The following is an 18,158-nucleotide window of genomic DNA, read 5'->3' on the forward strand; positions in this document are numbered from 1 at the left end:
GATCAAGATCAACAGCGGCAGGCGAGCTAACGCTCGGCCTGTTGAGTGGTTGGGGGCGGGCGCGTCACTTCGCTGATCGTTCCCACGCTCTGCGTGGGAATGCCGCCCGGGACGCTCCGCGTCCCTTCCCGGATGTGACGCAGAGCGTCAAAGGATGCATTCCTTCGCTGCGCGTGGGAACGATCGAATCAAACGGTGATGTTTCTGGGCAAGCTCGTCGGAGATTTCCCGCACGTTGTAGCGGTGTGCGTGAACTGGCGTGAATTGGGCTTCACCGATAGTCTTTGGGCTGTCACTGCAAATTCAGTGACAGGGTGTGGAAGCCCTTATATCGTTAGGCGCACAAAGCGCCACCAGTTCGGCGTTTTTTTATCGTCTGAGTTTTATGGTGGCTGTGCGCGGGGCGCTTTCGAGCGCGCCGGGTGCCTAACGTCCCGGTCTTCCACACCTGCGTACAGCCGCCACCTATTGCGTGGAAGTGATAACTGGCGGCTTCAATCCATACGTTAGGAATCAGAATAATGAACACCTACACCCCCAATCCACCCTACGTCCCGCCAACTTCTCATCCTTCCAACCGCTACATGGCCCTCACCAGCAACTGCTCCGACATGCCGACCTTGTTCGTCGACACCCACGCGCCGCTCGATATCCTGCTCGACGCTGCCCGTTATCGCATTCGTGCGGTGACTCAGGTGCTGGAGAACCTGGCGATGCGTGGGGAGATTGCCAGCGATTCGGTGATCCTCAACGATTTCGCCTTGCTGTGCGCCATTCCGTTGCGTGATGGCTGTGATCTGCTGGATGTGCTCGGGCGGCGGTTGCCGGAACCGGTTTTGGATTCAGTTAAATAGAGTGTTCAGTGCGGTCTGTCTTTTTCTCGATCCTGCGACAGGCTTTTCACGAATTACTTACATCCTGAAGCGCAGATTGAACTGACAAAAGGATTTGACCCCATCAAGCAGAAAGCCCGCCATGTGCGGGTTTTTTGCTGTTTGTTTGGCGAGTTATGCGGCAACCGCCTGCCGCTGTTGCTTGAGCAACGGCACGGCGCGTACCGAGCTGCCAGCTTGCAATTGCAGGCGCTTGGCGGTCAGGCGATCGACCAGCAAGCTATTGCCGACCAGTCGGGCGCGGGCGGCGGTGATCCGGCAGTTTTCCAGGCGCTGGTTATGGATCAGCCAGAGCGGTGCATTGTCGTCAGGTGTGCCGACCATCAGGTCCAGCGACTGGCTGTTGCGCACGGCACGGATTTTCGAGACCTGGGCTTCGATAACCGGGCCGCCGTCGAAGATGTCGATGTAACCCTTATGGGCAAAGCCTTCGTTGCAGAGGATTCTGCGCGCCGGTTCGGCGTTTTGATGGGCCTTGCCGATCACCGCCTGGGCTTGCTCGGTGAGCAGGCAGGTGTACAGCGGCTGACGTGGCATCAGCTCGGCGATGAACGACTTGTTGCCGAGCCCGGACAAGTGATCGGCGTGGCTGAAATCCATTTTGAAAAAATGTCGACCCAGGCTGTCCCAGAACGGCGAGCAGCCTTGCTCGTCGGCGCTGCCGCGCAGTTCGGCGATCAGTTTTTCGCCGAACAGGTGCGGGAACTCGGCGACAAACAGCAATCGCGCAACCGACAGCAGCCGGCCATTATGGCCCTGGCGCTGATCCGGGCGCAGGAACAACGAGCAGATTTCCGATTGGCCGGTCATCTCGTTGTTGAGGAACAAGGTCGGGATTTGTCGACGGATTCCCAGGTCTGCCGAGGTGTTGACCGTCAACCCGACGCGGTAGTTGTACCAGGGCTCGCGCAGCCCGACGGCACCTGCCAGGGCGCTGACGCCGATCACTTGCTGATCGTCGTCTTCGAGCACAAACAGATAGTCGGCGTCAGCCCGTTCAACCTGCCCGGCAAAGGTCCGCTGCGCCCAGCGTATACGCAGGGTCAGACGCTCCTCGTTGGCCGGCAGCGTGGTGAACCCTGGGCCGGCGTGGCGTGCCAGCGCCAGTAACGCGGGCAGGTCGGTCATTTGAACCGGGCGCACGATCATGATGGAGCTCCTTGGGTGCGGAAGACCTGCTTCATAGCGCAATCAGCCGAACCGGGCCGCCATTGTCCAGTTGCAAGGCGTCAAGCTGGGCGGTGTTGAGCAAGACGGGCTCGTCCGCGCTCCAGTCCAGATCGGCGATAATCGCCCGGTAGTTTTCCAGCGCGTCATTGCTCAGCAGGTACGGCGTCTTGCCGCCGCTGTGTGAGCTCAAGTGCGCAACGGCCGTGCGGGTCTGGGCGATCGAACGAATACTCGGGGCGCGTGCAAACAGTGTTGGCCCACCATCGAAGAGGTCGATGTAGCTGTTGGTCTCGAAGCCTTCACGTTCAAGGATATCGAAGGCTTCCTGGCCATCCGGATGAATCCGGCCAATACACGCCTGAGCGCTTTGCGGCAGCATCGGCACGTAGATCGGGTAGTGCGGCATCAACTCGGCGAGAAAGCTTCGGTTCTGCAAGCCGCAGAGACGTTCGGCCTCGACGTAGGGCAGGTCGAAAAAGTGCTTGCCCAATGCATCCCAGAACGGCGACTCACCCGTATCGCTGCTGTAGCCGACGATTTCGGTAATTACTGCGTCGGAAAAACGCTGAGGATGGGCGGCGATGAACATCAGCCGGGCCCGCGAAAGCATTTCCGAGGAGGGCGTGCGCTCAAGCTCGGCGTTGACGTGAAAACCGCGCAGCAAGGTATGGGCGCTGAGGTCCTGGCATAACGACAGCGCCGGCACCCCGTGATGAATGTTCAGCTCGCGCGACTCACTGGTGAACGGGCGGTTGCGCAGGCTGTAGAAGGGCTCGTTGAAACCGGCGGTCGCGAGGACTTCCGAACAGCCCAGCAGCCGTTGACTGGCCAGATCCTCCAGCACGAAGAAATAGTTCTCCGGGCCAGGGTTCTTCACGTCACTGGCAAACGATGCGCAGGAAGCGAGAATCTTCTGGCGCAGGCGCTCGGTGTCGTCCGGCAACGAGGTGACACCCACCAGACTGTCGCGTGCCAGTTGCTGCAACTGAGGCAAGTCGGTTAACTGAACTGGACGTAAGGCCAGCATGGAGGTACTCCTGTATCAAAGGGCCTGATGCCGGGCATCAGGCTTGACTATCACTGTCGGTTTCCACGCATTACAACGGCGTTAGGCTAATCCTTGCCAGCGACCGCTCGACGTTTCAAACACAGGCCTTTCTTAACTGTTGGAAGGGTCCGGCAACACAGCGCTGGCGCCGATTCTGTTGAGGAAAAACAGGTAGACCAGGCCCGCCGCAATCCAGATGCCACCGAGCTTTTGCGCATCGACACCCATGTTGTACAAGATGGCGCTGACGATGACGAAGCCGATCACCGGGCAGACCAGATGACGGATCACCTGGCCGGATTTCTGCCGACGCCAGTAGTGGTTGATCACGGTCAGGTGCAGCAGCATGAAGCCGCTCAGGGCCCCGAAGTTCACCAATGAAGTCAGGGTGTCCACCGAGTTGATGAACAGGTAGCAGATCAGCAGCGACAGCACCGCCACCAGGTAAATGCTGATGTGCGGGGTGTTGTGTTTGGGGTGTACCTTGGCCAGCACTTTGGGCAGTTTACCGTCGCGTGCCATGCCAAATAGCAAGCGCGATACCGCGGCTTGCGAGGTGATCGCCACCGCCACGCCCCAGGCCAGTGCCGTGGCCACACCGGTGACAGTTGCCAGCCAACTGCCGGCGGCGATTTCGGCGATTTCATAGAACGCGGTATCGGCGGACTTGAATCCCATGCCAGCGGCCAGGTCCGTTGCGATCCAGGTCTGCACGACGAAAATCACCCCCATGACCACCAGCGTGATCAACGCGGCTTTGCCGACGCTGCGGCCCGGATCGCCCTTGATCTCTTCTGCCAGGGTCGAAATCGCATCGAAGCCGAGGAACGACAACACCGCAATCGACACCGCTTGCATGAGCAACGCGAAGTTGAAGTGCTCAGGGTTGTACAACGGCGCCAGGGTCAGCTGGCCGTTACCGGCGCCACCGTGCAAGGCGGTCCAGGCGTAGAACAGGAAAATCCCCAGCACCACCAGTTGCGCCAGCAGAAAGATGATGTTCATCCGTGCGGTAAAGGTGATTCCCCGCAGGTTGACGAAGGTCGCACTGACCAGGAAGGCGAGGATGAAACCGACCTTGGGAATGTCCGGGTACAGGTGATTCAACGCCATCGCCGCATACACGTAGAGCAGCGGCGGGATCAGCAGGTAGTCGAGCAGCATCAGCCAGCCGGCGATAAAGCCGACATGCGGGTTCAGCCCGCGTTGAGCATAGGAGTAGACCGAGCCGGCAATCGGGAAGGCTCGCGCCATACTGCCGTAACTCAATGCGGTGAACACCATCGCCACCATGCCGATGATGTAGGCCAGTGGCACCATGCCGGGCGCCTCCTGGTTGACGTAACCATAGACGCCGAACGGGGCGATGGGGATCATGAAAATCATCCCGTAAACCACCAGATCGGTCAGCGACAGGCTGCGTTTCAACTCTTGCTTGTAGCCGAATTCTTCTATTTCCATGAAGCAGTTCTCCTTGTAAGCCACTATGGCAATGTGTTTGAACCAGGCAGTTCATAAACACGCTGACGCGTTTGTTATCGTTGCTTTACCGGTATAACTATCGGTGTTTTTTCAGCTTGAAACGGTTCGCTTGACGCCGTGGCTCTACAGCAACGGCGCCAGATAATCGCTCCAGGTCTGGACTGCCAGCCGATTGCGCAACAGGTCGTTGCGCACCTCGATCAGCACCGAATCGATGCCTCGGGCGTCGCCGTGAAACGGCACTGTCATGTCGTTCGCCGGATTGATTCTGTAGGGCTGATTGCCGGCGACCCGCAGTGGATGACTGGCCAACCCGTCGATCAGCCGGTTCGCATAATCCTCGGCCTGCCCGTAGAGCACGCCGGCTTCCAGCGCCCGAGGCTGGCCGAAGTAGATCGGCGTGAAGCTGTGAATACCCACTACCCGCACCGCACGGCCTTCGGCCAGACGTGTATCGATCAGTTCGCCAAGGCGGGTGTGAAACGGCGTAAACAGGCACTGGCGTCGGTAGTCGCGGGTCGCTTCGTCGAGGTTCTGATTCCCTGGCACCGGGTAAATTTCGCTCTTGGCCAGGATGCTGTCCGGGGCCCGCAACGGACGGTTGAGGTCGATCAGCAGGCGCGAGTAGTTGGCCGCCAGCAGGGTTGCGCCGAGGGCTTTGGACAGGCTCTCGGCGAGCTCCAGGGCGCCGATGTCCCAGGCAATGTGCTCGTGCGCGGCCTCGCGGCTCAACCCCAGATCGTTCAAGGCCGGCGGGATGTAGCGGCTGGCATGTTCACACACCAGAATCAGCGGGTGCTCGGACGCTTCCAGGCTCAGGCTGTACGCCGGCTCGGTGTAGAGTCCAGACTCGGCAGATTCAGTAGAGGCGTGCATAGTGCTCACAGAGTTGGGCGGGCGACAGGTGTTGGGTCAAGGCGAGTTCCTCGGTTTTGACGGCGAAATAGGTGTCGAGCAAGGCGCTTGGCAAGGCTTCAAGCAAGGCCTCGCTGCCCCGCAAGTGGCTCAGGGCCTGCGCGAGTGACGCGGGCAGGGCGACGATGCCGCGGCGCTGGCGTTGTTCTTCATTCAGCGAATCCGGGACTTCATCGGTGATCGCGTTTAGCGCCAGGCGTTGCTCGATGCCCAGTCGGCCGGCAATCAGCACGGCAGCCAGCGCCAGATGAGGGGAGGCCGTGGCGTCCATGGCGCGGAATTCGAGGTTGAATTGCGCGGCCTCGGATTTGCTGCCCAGGCTCACGGTCGGGCAGATCCGCAGCGCCGCTTCGCGGTTGCGTTGGCCCAGGCACGCATACGACGCGCTCCAGTGATGCGGTTGCAGGCGCTCATAGGAAATCGGTGTCGGCGCGGTCAACGCGCAGAGGGCCGGCAAGTAGTGCAATACGCCTGCGGACCAGTGCTGGCCGAGGGTCGACAGGCCATTGGCGGTCCCGGCGTCGTACAGCACCGGATCGCCGGACAGGCCGTGCAGGCTCAGGTGCAGGTGCACGCCGTTGCATACCGCGTGCTCGGACGTCTTGGGTGCAAAGCTCAGGTTCAGGCCCATTTGCCGGGCGATCTCACGGGTGATCTCGCGCACATTGACCGCGCGGTCGGCCGCCGCGACACCCTGGGTCGGACGGCAGGTAATTTCGTATTGGTGTTTGCCATATTCGGGCAGGAACATTTCCGGCTCGACCCCACCTGCGCGCAAGGCGCTGAGCAGCCAGCCGCCGAATGCCGCGCCCTGACGCTGGGCCTCCAGCGAAAATGCCAGATGCTCGGTCTGGGCGCTGTCGGTGGTGAGGTTGAATTCGTGCTCGAAGGCCGAAGTGATCTGCAGCCCCAGTTCATCGTGGTAACGCTGTATTTCGTTGCGCAGCAGCGTCCGCGGGCAGGCCGCCCATGGACGGCCATCGGTTTCGCAAATGTCGCCATGGATAAAATCCAGGGCCGGCGCACTGGCATCGGGACCGTTGCTGACCGTTACGCGACTGGCCAGGTCGGGGATCAGCCGCAAGTCACCGTAGGCACCCCACGGATTACTGGAGGCGATGATGTCTTGCGGGGTCAGCGCGCTGTTGGCCGGGACCCAACCGCAACCGGCGGCTTTGTAGTGTTCGAGTTCATCGCTGGGAAACGACCGGCCGCGGGTCACGCCGATCAGGTCCGTGGTGACGATGGTGGTCATGGCCACGGGCGTCAGGGGTTCACTGCTGTTGGCGCGGCTCATGCCTGCAACGCCTGCAAACGGTCGAGCACGGTCTGCGTGTCGGTGATCCAGCAATAGCCCTTGATCGCGTTCAGGCACGCCAGATGGCGTTGCTCGGTGTAGGTCGCGCAGGCGTCTTCGACCAACGTCACCAGATAGCCGCGGTCAGCCGCATCGCGCACGGCCATGTCGACACACTGGTCGGTGACGATGCCGGCGATGATCAGATGGCGGGTTTGCAGATTGCGCAGCACATAGTCGATGTTGGTCGAGTTGAAAACTCCGGAGGAGGTCTTGGGCAAGACGATTTCGTTTTCGGCCGGTGTCAGCTCTTCAATGATGGCGGCGTGTGGGCTGCCTTTTGGCAGGTGCATGTCCGACAGTTTGTGGTCCAGCGAGCGGTCGCGACCGTCGGCGGTGAGGCTTTCGATAAGCGTGTGCAGAACGTTCTGCCGAGCCGTGCGCACGGCCGCCAACAGCCTGAGCTGATTGGGAATCACCTGCTGGCGGGTACGCTCGAGGAAATACCTGGCATCGGGCCCTTGCAGGTGCGGGTCGAACTGCGGCTCAAGCCAGGCGCGTTGCATGTCCACCAGCAGCAGCGCGGTGTGGTCGGTAGCAAACGGCAGGTCACGGGGCGAGTGATGGGGGAGCATAAACATCCTTATTTTTCCTCCAGCAGGTGAGTGGTGAAATCGCTTCGTAGTGCATCGATGCCTTCCAGTCGCTCGGCGAGATCCGGGCAACGCGGCGTCAGGCAGGCAATCAAGGCTTCGACCTGGGCCAGCGCCGGCACCAGGGTGTCGAAGGCTGACGCCGACTCCACGGGCGCAGTGATCACCAGATCCGCCATCTCGCGCAGCGGCGAGGCGTAGATATCGGTGAACAGCACGACACGCGCATGCCGGTTCCTGGCTGCGCTGGCAACGCGCAGTGCCTGGGATTGATAGCGTCGATAGTCGAACACCAGCACCACGTCCTGGCGTTGCACATCGAACAGCCGATCGGGCAGTTGCGCATTGTCTTCCAGGGCAAAACAGCCCGCACGCAACAGGCGCAAATGATTGAGCAGGTAGTGGGCGAGGAAACTGCTGAAGCGACCGCCGAAGCAATGCACTTGATGCCGTGCATCCAGCAGCCATTCGGCCAGAATGCGCACATCTTCGGGTTGGGTCAGGGCCTGGGTTTCGAGCAGGGCGCGGTGACTGTCCGCCAGGTAATGGGTCCAGACATCGTCTTGCTTGAGGTGCGAACGCGGTTGCAACAGCGCACTGGGCGAGCGCAACCGGTGATCCATGTCGCTGAGTAGCGCGTCCTGAAAATCGGCATAGCCACCGAAGCCGAGTTTTTTCACCAGGCGCACGATGGTCGGATCGCTGACGCCGGCATGCTCGGACAGGCGTGACATCGGGCCCAGCCCGTTGCGCGGGTACTGGTCCAGCAATGCACGTATGACTTTGCGTTCCGACGGCGTGAGGTCCAGGCCGGGATCGGTGATCCGGTCTCTGAGTGAGGGCATCCGAGCTCCTGCTAGAGGGGTGTGTTGCTTTTATTTCACAATCCGTTAAATCAGTATTTATGTAATTTATGCTACATGTCTAGTGAATTTTTTCATGTGCCTGAAAAGCACTAAAGTGGGGCGAAAGTCTTGTCGGACAAGGCCTGCGTGGCTTTCGCCTGATGTTGTACGCTAGTGCTTCATTCCGTGTAGGAAATTGGCACGTTTTTCTACGGATAGTCCGTTGGACACGATGACGCACAGCGAGGTGAAGCATCCATGAAGCAGCTACTGGTCATCGGCATCGGTGCCGGCAATCCCGAATACATCACCATGCAGGCGGTCAATGCGTTGAACCGGGTCGATGTGTTCTTTCTGATGGACAAGGGGCAGAGCAAGGACAAGCTGATCGACCTGCGGCGGGAAATATGCGAGCGCTATATCACCGAGCCGGCTTATCGCTTCGTCGAGGCCCACAGCCCCGAGCGGGTGCGCGGCGATGCGGACTACAATGCCAGCGTCGTAGAGCTGAACCGCGACAAGCAACAGCTCTTCGAGCGCTTGATTAACGAGGAGATGACGGACAACGAATGTGCGGCGTTTCTGGTGTGGGGCGATCCGGCGTTGTATGACAGCACCCTGCGGATCTTGCAGGCGATCATAGAGTCCGGTCGTTGTACCTTCAACTTCGAGGTGATTCCCGGCATCAGCAGCGTCCAGGCCTTGGCGGCGCAGCACAAGGTGCCGTTGAATCGCATTGGGCGCTCCGTTGAAATCACCACCGGCCGCCGGCTGGCTGCGGGCCAGGTCAGCGATGCCGACAGTCTGGTGGTGATGCTCGACGCAGAAGATTCCTTCAAGCTGGTTGCCGATCAGGAGCAGCAGATTTACTGGGGCGCCTACCTTGGCACGCCGGATGAAATTCTCATTTCCGGCAAGCTCAAAGACGTTGCGCAAGAGATAACGCGGGTCAGGAAAGCTGCACGGTTGGCCAACGGCTGGATCATGGACACCTATTTATTGCGCAAGCCTGAATCGCCAGAGTGAGCGCGGTTGTCAGTAAACCCAGACTTCCACCCGGCGATTCTTGATTCGTCCTTCATCGGCACTGTTGGCCGCCACCGGCATTTCGGCGCCGAAGCCACGAATCTCGCGAAACACCACGCCGCTTTTCACCAGCTCGCGGCGCACGGCCATGGCGCGCAGCTTCGAGAGCAGGGCGGCCCGCTGCGAATCGGTCTTGGCATCGCCGAAGCCAACCAGTGTCACCTGTTTGTTCAGCTTGTCGTGTTGCCTTAAATAGTCGAGTACCCGCGACAGGTCCTGTCGGGCCTTGTTGTCCAGGCTGGCGCTGCCTTCTTCGAAGCGAAAATTCACCGTGAGTCGTTGTGCATGCTCAATGATTGCCCGGTAGTCGTCAGGCATCTGCGGGTTCGGCGTGACGTTCATGGCTTGCACCGTCTGCGCGATAAATCCACTGGCGGCGACAATCGCCTGGCCCTTGCTGCTCTGGGTGAATTTCACCAACGCGTCGGCCCAGGGGTTCTGGCCATCAGGCGGCAAATAGAAATACAACCGACGCGACAGCGGATAGTCCTCGGTGGCGATCAGGCTGTTGAGCGGCAACATCGGCTGTGAGTCGCCATCGACAATCGCCACAGCCTTGGCCTGACGCACGTAAGGCAAGCCGATAAAGCCGATGCCTTGCGGGTCCTGGCTGACCGCATCGGACAGTTGCTCGCTGGATTCGAAGCGTTTTGCCGAACCCGCCAGCGCTTTCCCGCGATGGCTCAGCAGCAGTTCCTTGAAGGTGTCGTAGGTGCCCGAATGGTCATCCCGGGCGTAGAGGTTCACCGGGCCACCGGTGCCGCCGAGTGCTTCCCAGGTTTTCACTTCGCCGCTGAAAATCCGCGCCAGTTGTTCGGTGTTCAGCTGCGTCAGCGGGTTTTGCGGATGCAGGATGATTGCCAGGCCATCGATGGCGATGACTTGCTCGGTGCTCGGGCTTTTCAGGTCGCCGAGGGTTTCGAGGTCGATCAGTTCGCTGTCCTTGATCGGACGCGAAGACGCCGCCAGGTCGGCACTGGCGTTTTTCAGTGCGGCGAAACCGGTGCTGGAACCGTGGGCGGCGATGTCCACGACCACCCGCCGACCCTGGGCTGTCTGGCCGACAATTTGCTGCTCGTTGTCTCTGTCCGAGACTTCGCTATGAACCTTTTGCAACCCTTGTTCCAGCAACAACCCTTTGACCAGCGCCGGGCCCAGGTCCGCACCGATGGTGTTGGAGCCTTGAATGCGCAGGGCAGGGCCACGCTCGGGTATCGGCAGCTCAGCGGCGGTGGCAGCGAAAGGAAGCAAACCGCAGAGCAGCAGCGGTAACAGAGCGCGCAGCATCAGGCCGACACCTTTCAAGGTCACAGGAAGTGTCGGGAGAATAAGACATTAAGGTTGCTGAAATATGACGACACAATGATCGTTCCCACGCTCTGCGATTGATCGTTCCCACGCACCTGCGTGGGAATGCAGCCCGTGACGCTCCGCGTCACTGGACGCGGAGCGTCCCCAGAGGCGTTACCACGCAGGAGCGTGGGAACGATCGATGTCTCGAAATGCAGCGATCAGCTCAGCTCAAGCCAGATCGGTGCATGGTCCGAGGGTTTTTCCATGCCACGCAGTTCGTAGTCGACACCGGCGGCCTTGACCCGTGGCAACAGCCCCTGGGAGGCCATGATCAAGTCGATGCGCAGGCCGCGCTTGGGCTCGTCTTCAAAACCACGGCTGCGGTAATCGAACCAGCTGAAGCGGTCGGTCACGTCCGGGTTCAGGTGGCGGAAGCTGTCCACCAGGCCCCAGTTCTTCAAACGGGCCATCCACTCGCGCTCTTCCGGCAGGAAGCTGCATTTACCGGTTTTCAGCCAGCGCTTCATGCTGTCCGGGCCGATGCCGATGTCGCAGTCTTCCGGGGAAATGTTCACATCGCCCATCACCACCAGCGGCTGGTCATTGCTGAACTGGGTTTCGAGCAGCGTCTGCAAGTCATTGTAGAAGCGCTCCTTGGCCGGGAACTTGGTCGGGTGGTCGCGGCTTTCACCCTGTGGGAAATAGCCGTTCATGATCGTCACCGGTACGCCGTTGGCATCGGCGAACGTGCCCCAGATGAAGCGGCGCTGGGCGTCTTCTTCATCGCTGGCAAAGCCTTTGTGCAACGCGAGCGGTGCCTGACGTGACAACAGGGCGACGCCGTAATGACCTTTTTGGCCGTGGAAGCTCACGTGATAGCCCAGCGCCTCAAGCTCGGCGAGCGGGAACTGGACGTCGTCGACCTTGGTTTCCTGCAAGCCGATGACGTCCGGCTGGTGCTTCTCGATCAGTGCCGCCAGTTGATGGGGGCGGGCGCGCAGGCCATTGATGTTGAACGAGACGATCTTCATGGTCGGCAGTCCTGGCAAAACTGCGATGCTAGCTGACATGTACGAAGTCAGCCAGCATGGCAGTAGGGTAGATGCACTGCTAATGTCCTTTAGTGTGGGAACGATCAGCGTTGTAGCGGGTTCGTACTTATAAGAACGGGGCCATTTTAGCCCCGCTCAGGGGAGATAAACCGTCATGCCTGAAACCTCAACTGCCATTGCTGATGTCCACCGGCTCGACAGTGGCTATTCGCACGAAGCTCGCTCCTTGCTGTACCACGCCTATCGACACGAGCCAGTCTTCAAGTACTTGTTCGAGGCTGAACGCCCTGGCTATGAACACCGGGTCCGGGCCACGGTACGGGAACTGGTCGAACAGCATTTTGTGCAGGAATTGCCGGCGATCGGTCTGTTGATCAATGACCGGTTGATCGGCATTGCACTGATCGCGCCGCCGCAACGTCGTCTGGGCATTACCGAAAGTTGGGCCTGGCGCCTGCGGATGGTGCTGAGCGCCGGGTTGCGTTGTACCCGGCGTTATCTGGAGTATCACGCGGCGGTGGCGGCCTGCCTGCCATCGGACTCGGTGCATGTTCTGCCGTTGCTGGGGATTCATCCGGAGTTTCAAGGCCGGCACTTCGGCGAGCAGTTGCTCACAGCCGTGCATAACTGGTGCGCGGTCGATGAGCATTCCCAAGGTGTAGTACTCGACACTGGGAATCCGCGTTATCTGGAGTTCTATAAGCGTCAGGGTTATGAAGAAATTGGCGAAGTTGCTGTAGGGCCTGTTCTCGAGCACGTGTTTTTCCACGCCAATCCGCAGGTGTTACATAGCGCAACAGGTTGAGGTCGAACTTTTGTACAGATTGTTCGCTCTATCACGCCCCTACGCTCGTGATAGCATCCGCGCCTATGAAGTTTCCAGGAAGATTTACCAGCGGTTTACTCGTGCTGTTCAGCAGTGTAGCGGCCCTGGCGCAAAGTGAATTGGACGTCAGGATCAAACCGTCCAACGATGAACTGAAGGCCAATATAGAGGGCTATATCGGCGGCCTCGGCGATCGCGATGAGGAAGCCTTGTTGCGCTTTCGTCGTGGCGCCGAAGAGCAGGCCCGCAAGGCCGCCCAGGCCTTGGGTTATTACCAGCCCCATATAGAAAGCGAAGTCAAAAACGGCAAGTCGCCAACGTTGGTGTTGAACATCGATCCCGGCGAGCCGGTGCATTTGCGCAACGTGACCATTCGTGTCGACGGTCCGGCTGCCAGCCTCAAATCCTTTCGTGTGCCCAAGAGCGACCTGCTCTCATCCGGTGCTGTGCTCAATCATGGCCATTACGAAGACGCCAAGCGGCTGATCCAGAATCAGGCTTCGCGCTTCGGCTTTTTCAGTGGGCGCTTTACCAGCCAGAAACTGTTGGTCGACCCTCGGGCCGGCGTCGCGGACATCGAGCTGATTTACGACAGCGGCCCGCGTTATGCCTTGGGCAAGGTCAGTTTTACCGGCGATACGCCGTTCGACGAAGACCTGCTGCAACGCATGGTGCCGTTCAAGAGCGGGGCACCGTATGACTCCGAACTGATCGCCGAACTCAATCAGGCGTTGCAAACGAGCGGCTATTTCGACGCGGTGCGGGTTGATGCGGCGCCGACCGCTGCGGCCAATGACGTGATTCCGGTGGCGGTCAAACTCGACACGCGCAAACCGCGCACCATGGGCCTGGGGCTGGGCTTTTCGACTGACGTCGGGCCGCGGGCCAAGGCCAACTGGACCCGACACTGGGTCAATGCCGAAGGCCACAGTTATGGCTGGGAAGCGGAAGTCTCGGCGCCACGGCAGAACGTCGGCCTCTGGTACGACGTACCACTGGATCCGCCACTCACCGACAAACTGCGGTTTGCCGGTGGTTATCAAAATGAAGAGCTGGCCAACACCGACAGCCTGAGCAAGTTGCTGACTCTTGGGCCTGAATGGCACAGCAAATTGCCCAGCGGCTGGCAGCGGGTGATTTCGTTGAAATGGCAACGCGAGGAGTATCGCCTCGGCGACGATTCGGGCCTGAGTACCTTGCTGATGCCCGGCATCAGTTATTCCTATCTGCGCAGTGATAACCGCATCGACCCGCACAACGGTTATCGCCTGCAATTCGAGAGCAAGGTGGCCAAGCAAGGGTTGGGTTCGGACACCAACGTGGTGTATGGCACCGCATTGGTCAAAGGCATCACCACCGTGTGGGACAACCATCGGTTCCTCGCTCGCGCACAGCTCGGTGGCAGTGCCACCAATGGTTATCGAACCATACCGCCGTCATTGCGCTTCTTTGCCGGTGGCGATCAGAGCGTGCGCGGCTACGACTACCAGAGTCTGTCGCCGGAAAACTCCGCCGGCGAGCGCGTGGGTGGGCGCTACATGGTGGCTGGCAGCGTCGAGTATCAATATTCCATCGCCGAAAAGTGGCGCATCGCAACCTTTGTCGATCAGGGCAACTCGTTTAACACGCTGGACCTGCCGAGCCTCAAGACCGGGGTCGGCGTTGGCGTGCGCTGGGTTTCGCCGGTCGGGCCGATCCGCCTCGACCTGGCCCATGCGCTGGATGATCCCGGTGGTATTCGTTTGCACTTTTCCATGGGGCCTGAGCTGTGAAGCGTGGTTTGAAAATAGCGCTGCTGGCGATGCTCTCGCTGGTGGCGTTGCTGTTACTGAGCATCGGCGCCTTGCTCGGTACACAAGCGGGCAGTCGTTGGACGCTGGGCCAGGTGCCGGGTTTGAGCGTGGAAAATTTCCAGGGTCGCCTGGGCGGCCAATGGAGTGCCGATCATCTGCTCTGGCGGCAAACGGGCAGTCGGGTCGAGCTGAACAAGCCGGTGTTTGTCTGGTCGCCACTGTGCCTGCTGCGCATGACCCTGTGCATCGAGCAATTGAAGACTGAGCAAGTCATTCTGCAATTTGCCCCAAGCAACGAAGCCAGCAGCGGGCCGATCAGCCTGCCCGAGTTGAAATTGCCGGTGGCAATCCAGTTGGACGAGGTGCAAATCGGCAGCCTGTTGCTTAACGGCAGTGAGCAGCTCAAAGACCTGCAACTGGCCGCGCACTGGACGGCCAAGGGCTTGCAGATCGACGCTGTGCATTTGCAACGCGATGACCTTAGCCTGGACCTGTCCGGGCTGCTGCAACCGACCGGCAACTGGCCGCTCAGCGCCGAAGGCAAGCTGACCTTGCCGGCACCGGGTAAAGCCCCCTGGACGCTGGCGCTGAAAGTCGATGGCGATTTGCTGAAAACCCTGAACCTGCACGCCGACAGCAACGGTTACCTGCAAGGTCAACTGACGGGCGAGTTGCAACCGTTGGTGGAAAACTTGCCGGCCAAGGTGCGGATTACCGCCGATGGCTTCAAGGCCGGCGCCGACTTGCCGGACACCTTGCAGCTCAATCAGCTGGAACTGACCGGCAACGGTGACCTGAAAAACGGTTACCAGTTGCTCGGCAAAGCGACATTGCCAGCGGAGCAGGGCCCGGTCGCGTTGCTGCTGCAAGGCAAGGTCGACGCCAAGGGCGCGCAGATCGCCGGGCTCGATCTGAGTGCCAACGACACGCAAAACCTGAAACTGAGCGGGCAACTCGATTGGTCCGAGGGCCTCAGTGCCGAGGCGAAAATCGATTGGCTGGACTTCCCGTGGCATCGGCTGTACCCGTTGATTGACGAACCCCAGGTGGTGCTGCGCAGCTTCAATGGTGAAGTGTCCTACCGCGACGGCAACTATCTGGGCAACTTCAAGGCAGCGCTGGATGGTCCGGCCGGAGCGTTCAGCCTGAGTAGCCCGTTCAGCGGCGACCTGACGAAAGTCTTCCTGCCGGAATTCAAACTGGCGGCCGGGCAGGGCAAGGCCGAAGGGCATTTGAACCTGCAGTTCGCCAATGGCATTGCCTGGGACACTGCGCTGGATTTGTCGGCGATCAACCCGGCGTACTGGCTGGCGGAGCTGCCGGGAACCCTGGCCGGACCGTTGCGCAGCAAGGGTGAAATGAAAGATCAACACCTGAGCCTCAATGCTGACCTCGACCTCAAGGGCAAGCTGCGCGGTCAGCCGGCAGTCTTGCAAGCCAAGGCCGATGGTGCGGGCGAGCGCTGGAACCTCAGCGCGCTGCATATCCGTCTGGGCGACAATCGCATTGATGGCAGCGGCAGTCTGCAACAGAAACTCGCCGGCCGGATCGACATCAAGGCACCACGTCTCGGCCAGCTCTGGCCGCAGTTGCGCGGTCAGCTCAACGGTCGGGTTGACGTAGCCGGCAACCTCCAGGCACCGCAAGGCAAACTCAGCCTGCAAGGCGTGCAATTGGCGTTCAACGATAATCGCCTGCAAAGCCTGAACTTCGACGCCAGTCTCGACAGCGCGCAACGGGCGAAGATCGACCTCAAGGGCAGCGGCATTCAGGCCGGCGACACTCAACTGGGCACGCTGACCGCCAGCGGCCAGGGCGATATCAAAAACCAGAAGCTGCAACTGGACCTGCTGGGCCCGCAACTGAAACTGGCGCTGGGCCTCGACGGCAATCTGGATAAAGGCAATTGGCGCGGCCGTTTGGCCAGTGGCGACCTACAGGCTGGCGGCCAGGACTGGAAGCTGCAAAATCCGGCAAGAATCGAACGCTTGGCCGACGGCAAGCTGACTTTCGGCGCGCATTGCTGGATGTCCGGGCAGGCCAGTCTGTGCGGCGAAGACCAGCGGCTGATGCCCGAACCGAAGCTGCGTTACCACCTCAAGCAGTTTTCGATCGACAGCCTCGCGCAATGGTTGCCGAAAGATTTTGCCTGGCACGGCAAGCTCAATGCCGATGTGCAACTTGACCTGCCGGCCAGCGGCCCGAAAGGTCAGATCATGGTCGATGCCAGCGGCGGTACGTTGCGCATGAAAGAAAAGGATCAGTGGCTGGATTTCCCTTACCAGACGCTGAAGCTGACCAGCACCCTGAACCCGAAACGCATCGACACGCAGCTCGACTTTGTCGGTGGCAAGTTGGGCGAGCTGATGGTGCAGGCGCAGATCAATCCGCTGCCCAAGAACAAACCCTTGAACGGTTCGTTCCGTCTGAGCGGTCTGGACCTGTCGGTGGCGCGACCGTTTGTGCCGATGGTCGAGAAACTGACCGGGCGCCTGAATGGCAGCGGCAGTTTGTCGGGCGGGCTGCTGGCGCCGCAGGTCAATGGCAACCTGACCCTCAGCGACGGTGAAATCTCCGGACCACAGCTGCCGACGCGTTTTGAGGCGTTGCAGCTTCAGGCGCAGATTGCCGGCGAGAGCGTGCAGCTCAACGGCGGCTGGAAAAGCGGCAAGGCCGGGCAGGGCAGCTTGAACGGGCATGTTGCCTGGGGCCAGGCGTTGGTGGTGGATCTGAGCCTCAAAGGCACACAACTGCCGGTCACGGTCGAGCCATACGCCGTGCTGGAAGTAGCGCCGGACCTGAAAATCTCGATCAACAACGACAAACTGGCGATTGTCGGCAAGGTGCAGGTACCCAAGGGCGAAATCACCGTGCGTGAGTTGCCGCCATCAACGGTCAAGGTCTCCGATGACACGGTGATCGTCGGTCACCAGACCGAAACGGGCAAACCGCCGATGGCCATGGCAATGGACATCGATGTGGTGGTAGGCGAGGACAAGCTCAGCTTTGCCGGGTTCGGCCTGACGGCGAACCTGCAAGGTCATGTGCACATCGGTGACAACATGGACACCCGCGGCGAACTCTGGCTCAACGATGGCCGTTATCGTGCCTACGGCCAGCGCTTGACGGTACGGCGTGCACGACTGCTGTTCGCCGGGCCCATCGATCAGCCGTATCTGGACATCGAAGCGGTGCGCCAGACCGACGACGTGATCGCCGGAATTCGCCTGAGCGGCAGCGCCGAGCAGCCGACCACGCAGATCTTCTCGGAACCGGCGATGAGCCAGGAACAGGCATTGTCCTATCTGGTGCTCGGGCGTCCGCTGACCAGCAACGGCGAAGACAACAACATGCTGGCTCAAGCCGCGCTGGGACTGGGCTTGATGGGCAGTTCCGACCTGACCGGCAGTCTGGCCAAGGATCTGGGCATTCAGGACTTCCAGCTCGACACCCAGGGCAGCGGCACCACCACCAGCGTGGTGGCCAGCGGCAACCTCTCCGAGAAACTCAGTTTGCGTTACGGCGTCGGCGTATTCGAACCGGCCAACACCATCGCCTTGCGCTACAAGCTGAGCAAAATGGTCTACCTGGAAGCCGCCAGCGGCATCGCCAGTTCGCTGGATATCTTCTACAAGCGGGATTTTTAACCCTCCCGTCCTTCCTTCTGAGTGATCGTTCCCATGCTCCGCGTGGGAATGCATCCCGTGACGCTCCGCGTCACTTTCAAAGCGGCCGCAGAGCGTCCATGGCGGCATTCCCACGGGGAGCATGGGAGCGATCTACTGTGCCATTTATCAGTCGATTA

The 18,158-nt window shown here is 60.3% G+C and carries 14 protein-coding genes; 5 read left to right on the forward strand and 9 right to left on the reverse strand.

What is annotated here, in order from left to right:
* Positions 1-521: 521 nt before the first annotated feature.
* Positions 522-854 (forward strand): hypothetical protein, encoded by a 333-nt coding sequence (locus FPT12_RS21945; protein ID WP_103317243.1) that lies wholly within the window; start codon positions 522-524, stop codon positions 852-854.
* 153 nt (positions 855-1,007) lie between these two features.
* Here the strand turns inward: FPT12_RS21945 and astA are convergent, their stop codons facing one another.
* From astA to FPT12_RS21980, 7 genes are all read right to left on the reverse strand, one after another.
* A complete protein-coding gene (gene astA, locus FPT12_RS21950; protein ID WP_145019958.1) occupies positions 1,008-2,042 on the reverse strand; it encodes an arginine N-succinyltransferase in 1,035 nt (344 codons plus the stop codon).
* 31 nt (positions 2,043-2,073) lie between these two features.
* The gene (locus FPT12_RS21955) at positions 2,074-3,090 is read right to left on the reverse strand and encodes an arginine N-succinyltransferase (RefSeq protein ID WP_145019961.1); all 1,017 of its coding nucleotides are present in this window, start codon (positions 3,088-3,090) and stop codon (positions 2,074-2,076) included.
* 132 nt (positions 3,091-3,222) lie between these two features.
* Complete coding sequence (locus tag FPT12_RS21960; RefSeq protein WP_145019964.1) at positions 3,223-4,572, reverse strand: APC family permease; 1,350 nt, start codon at positions 4,570-4,572, stop codon at positions 3,223-3,225.
* 144 nt (positions 4,573-4,716) lie between these two features.
* On the reverse strand, positions 4,717-5,469 hold the full coding sequence (locus FPT12_RS21965; protein ID WP_145019967.1) for an N-formylglutamate amidohydrolase: 753 nt from the start codon (positions 5,467-5,469) through the stop codon (positions 4,717-4,719).
* Positions 5,453-6,805 carry a glutamine synthetase family protein gene (locus FPT12_RS21970; RefSeq protein ID WP_145019969.1) on the reverse strand — a complete coding sequence of 451 codons (1,353 nt, stop codon included), beginning with the start codon at positions 6,803-6,805 and terminating at the stop codon, positions 5,453-5,455. Before FPT12_RS21970 ends, FPT12_RS21965 begins: the two co-directional genes overlap by 17 nt.
* On the reverse strand, positions 6,802-7,446 hold the full coding sequence (locus FPT12_RS21975; RefSeq protein WP_145019972.1) for an isochorismatase family cysteine hydrolase: 645 nt from the start codon (positions 7,444-7,446) through the stop codon (positions 6,802-6,804). The genes FPT12_RS21970 and FPT12_RS21975 overlap by 4 nt, the downstream gene beginning before the upstream one ends.
* A gap of 2 nt (positions 7,447-7,448) precedes the next feature.
* On the reverse strand, positions 7,449-8,303 hold the full coding sequence (locus FPT12_RS21980) for a MurR/RpiR family transcriptional regulator (RefSeq protein WP_145019975.1): 855 nt from the start codon (positions 8,301-8,303) through the stop codon (positions 7,449-7,451).
* 258 nt (positions 8,304-8,561) lie between these two features.
* Between FPT12_RS21980 and cobF the strand changes: the two genes are divergently transcribed.
* Complete coding sequence (cobF, locus tag FPT12_RS21985; protein ID WP_145019978.1) at positions 8,562-9,329, forward strand: precorrin-6A synthase (deacetylating); 768 nt, start codon at positions 8,562-8,564, stop codon at positions 9,327-9,329.
* Positions 9,330-9,338: 9 nt separating this feature from the next.
* Here cobF and FPT12_RS21990 read toward each other — a convergent pair whose 3' ends face one another.
* Together FPT12_RS21990 and xthA are read right to left on the reverse strand one after the other, a co-directional pair.
* Entirely contained in the window at positions 9,339-10,679 is a 1,341-nt protein-coding gene (locus FPT12_RS21990) for a substrate-binding domain-containing protein (RefSeq protein WP_145020163.1), read from the reverse strand.
* A gap of 221 nt (positions 10,680-10,900) precedes the next feature.
* Complete coding sequence (xthA, locus tag FPT12_RS21995; protein WP_145019981.1) at positions 10,901-11,713, reverse strand: exodeoxyribonuclease III; 813 nt, start codon at positions 11,711-11,713, stop codon at positions 10,901-10,903.
* A gap of 175 nt (positions 11,714-11,888) precedes the next feature.
* Here xthA and FPT12_RS22000 point away from each other — a divergent pair, with 175 nt between their 5' ends.
* From FPT12_RS22000 to FPT12_RS22010, 3 genes are all read left to right on the forward strand, one after another.
* Positions 11,889-12,539, forward strand: a complete 651-nt coding sequence (locus tag FPT12_RS22000) for an N-acetyltransferase (RefSeq protein ID WP_145019984.1) — start codon at positions 11,889-11,891, stop codon at positions 12,537-12,539.
* Positions 12,540-12,604: 65 nt separating this feature from the next.
* Positions 12,605-14,332 carry an autotransporter assembly complex family protein gene (locus tag FPT12_RS22005; RefSeq protein ID WP_145019987.1) on the forward strand — a complete coding sequence of 576 codons (1,728 nt, stop codon included), beginning with the start codon at positions 12,605-12,607 and terminating at the stop codon, positions 14,330-14,332.
* The gene (locus tag FPT12_RS22010; protein WP_145019990.1) at positions 14,329-18,000 is read left to right on the forward strand and encodes a translocation/assembly module TamB domain-containing protein; all 3,672 of its coding nucleotides are present in this window, start codon (positions 14,329-14,331) and stop codon (positions 17,998-18,000) included. The genes FPT12_RS22005 and FPT12_RS22010 overlap by 4 nt, the downstream gene beginning before the upstream one ends.
* Positions 18,001-18,158: the final 158 nt, after the last annotated feature.

Origin of the sequence: Pseudomonas sp. H3(2019), from assembly GCF_007713465.1 — a bacterium.
Lineage (GTDB): Bacteria > Pseudomonadota > Gammaproteobacteria > Pseudomonadales > Pseudomonadaceae > Aquipseudomonas.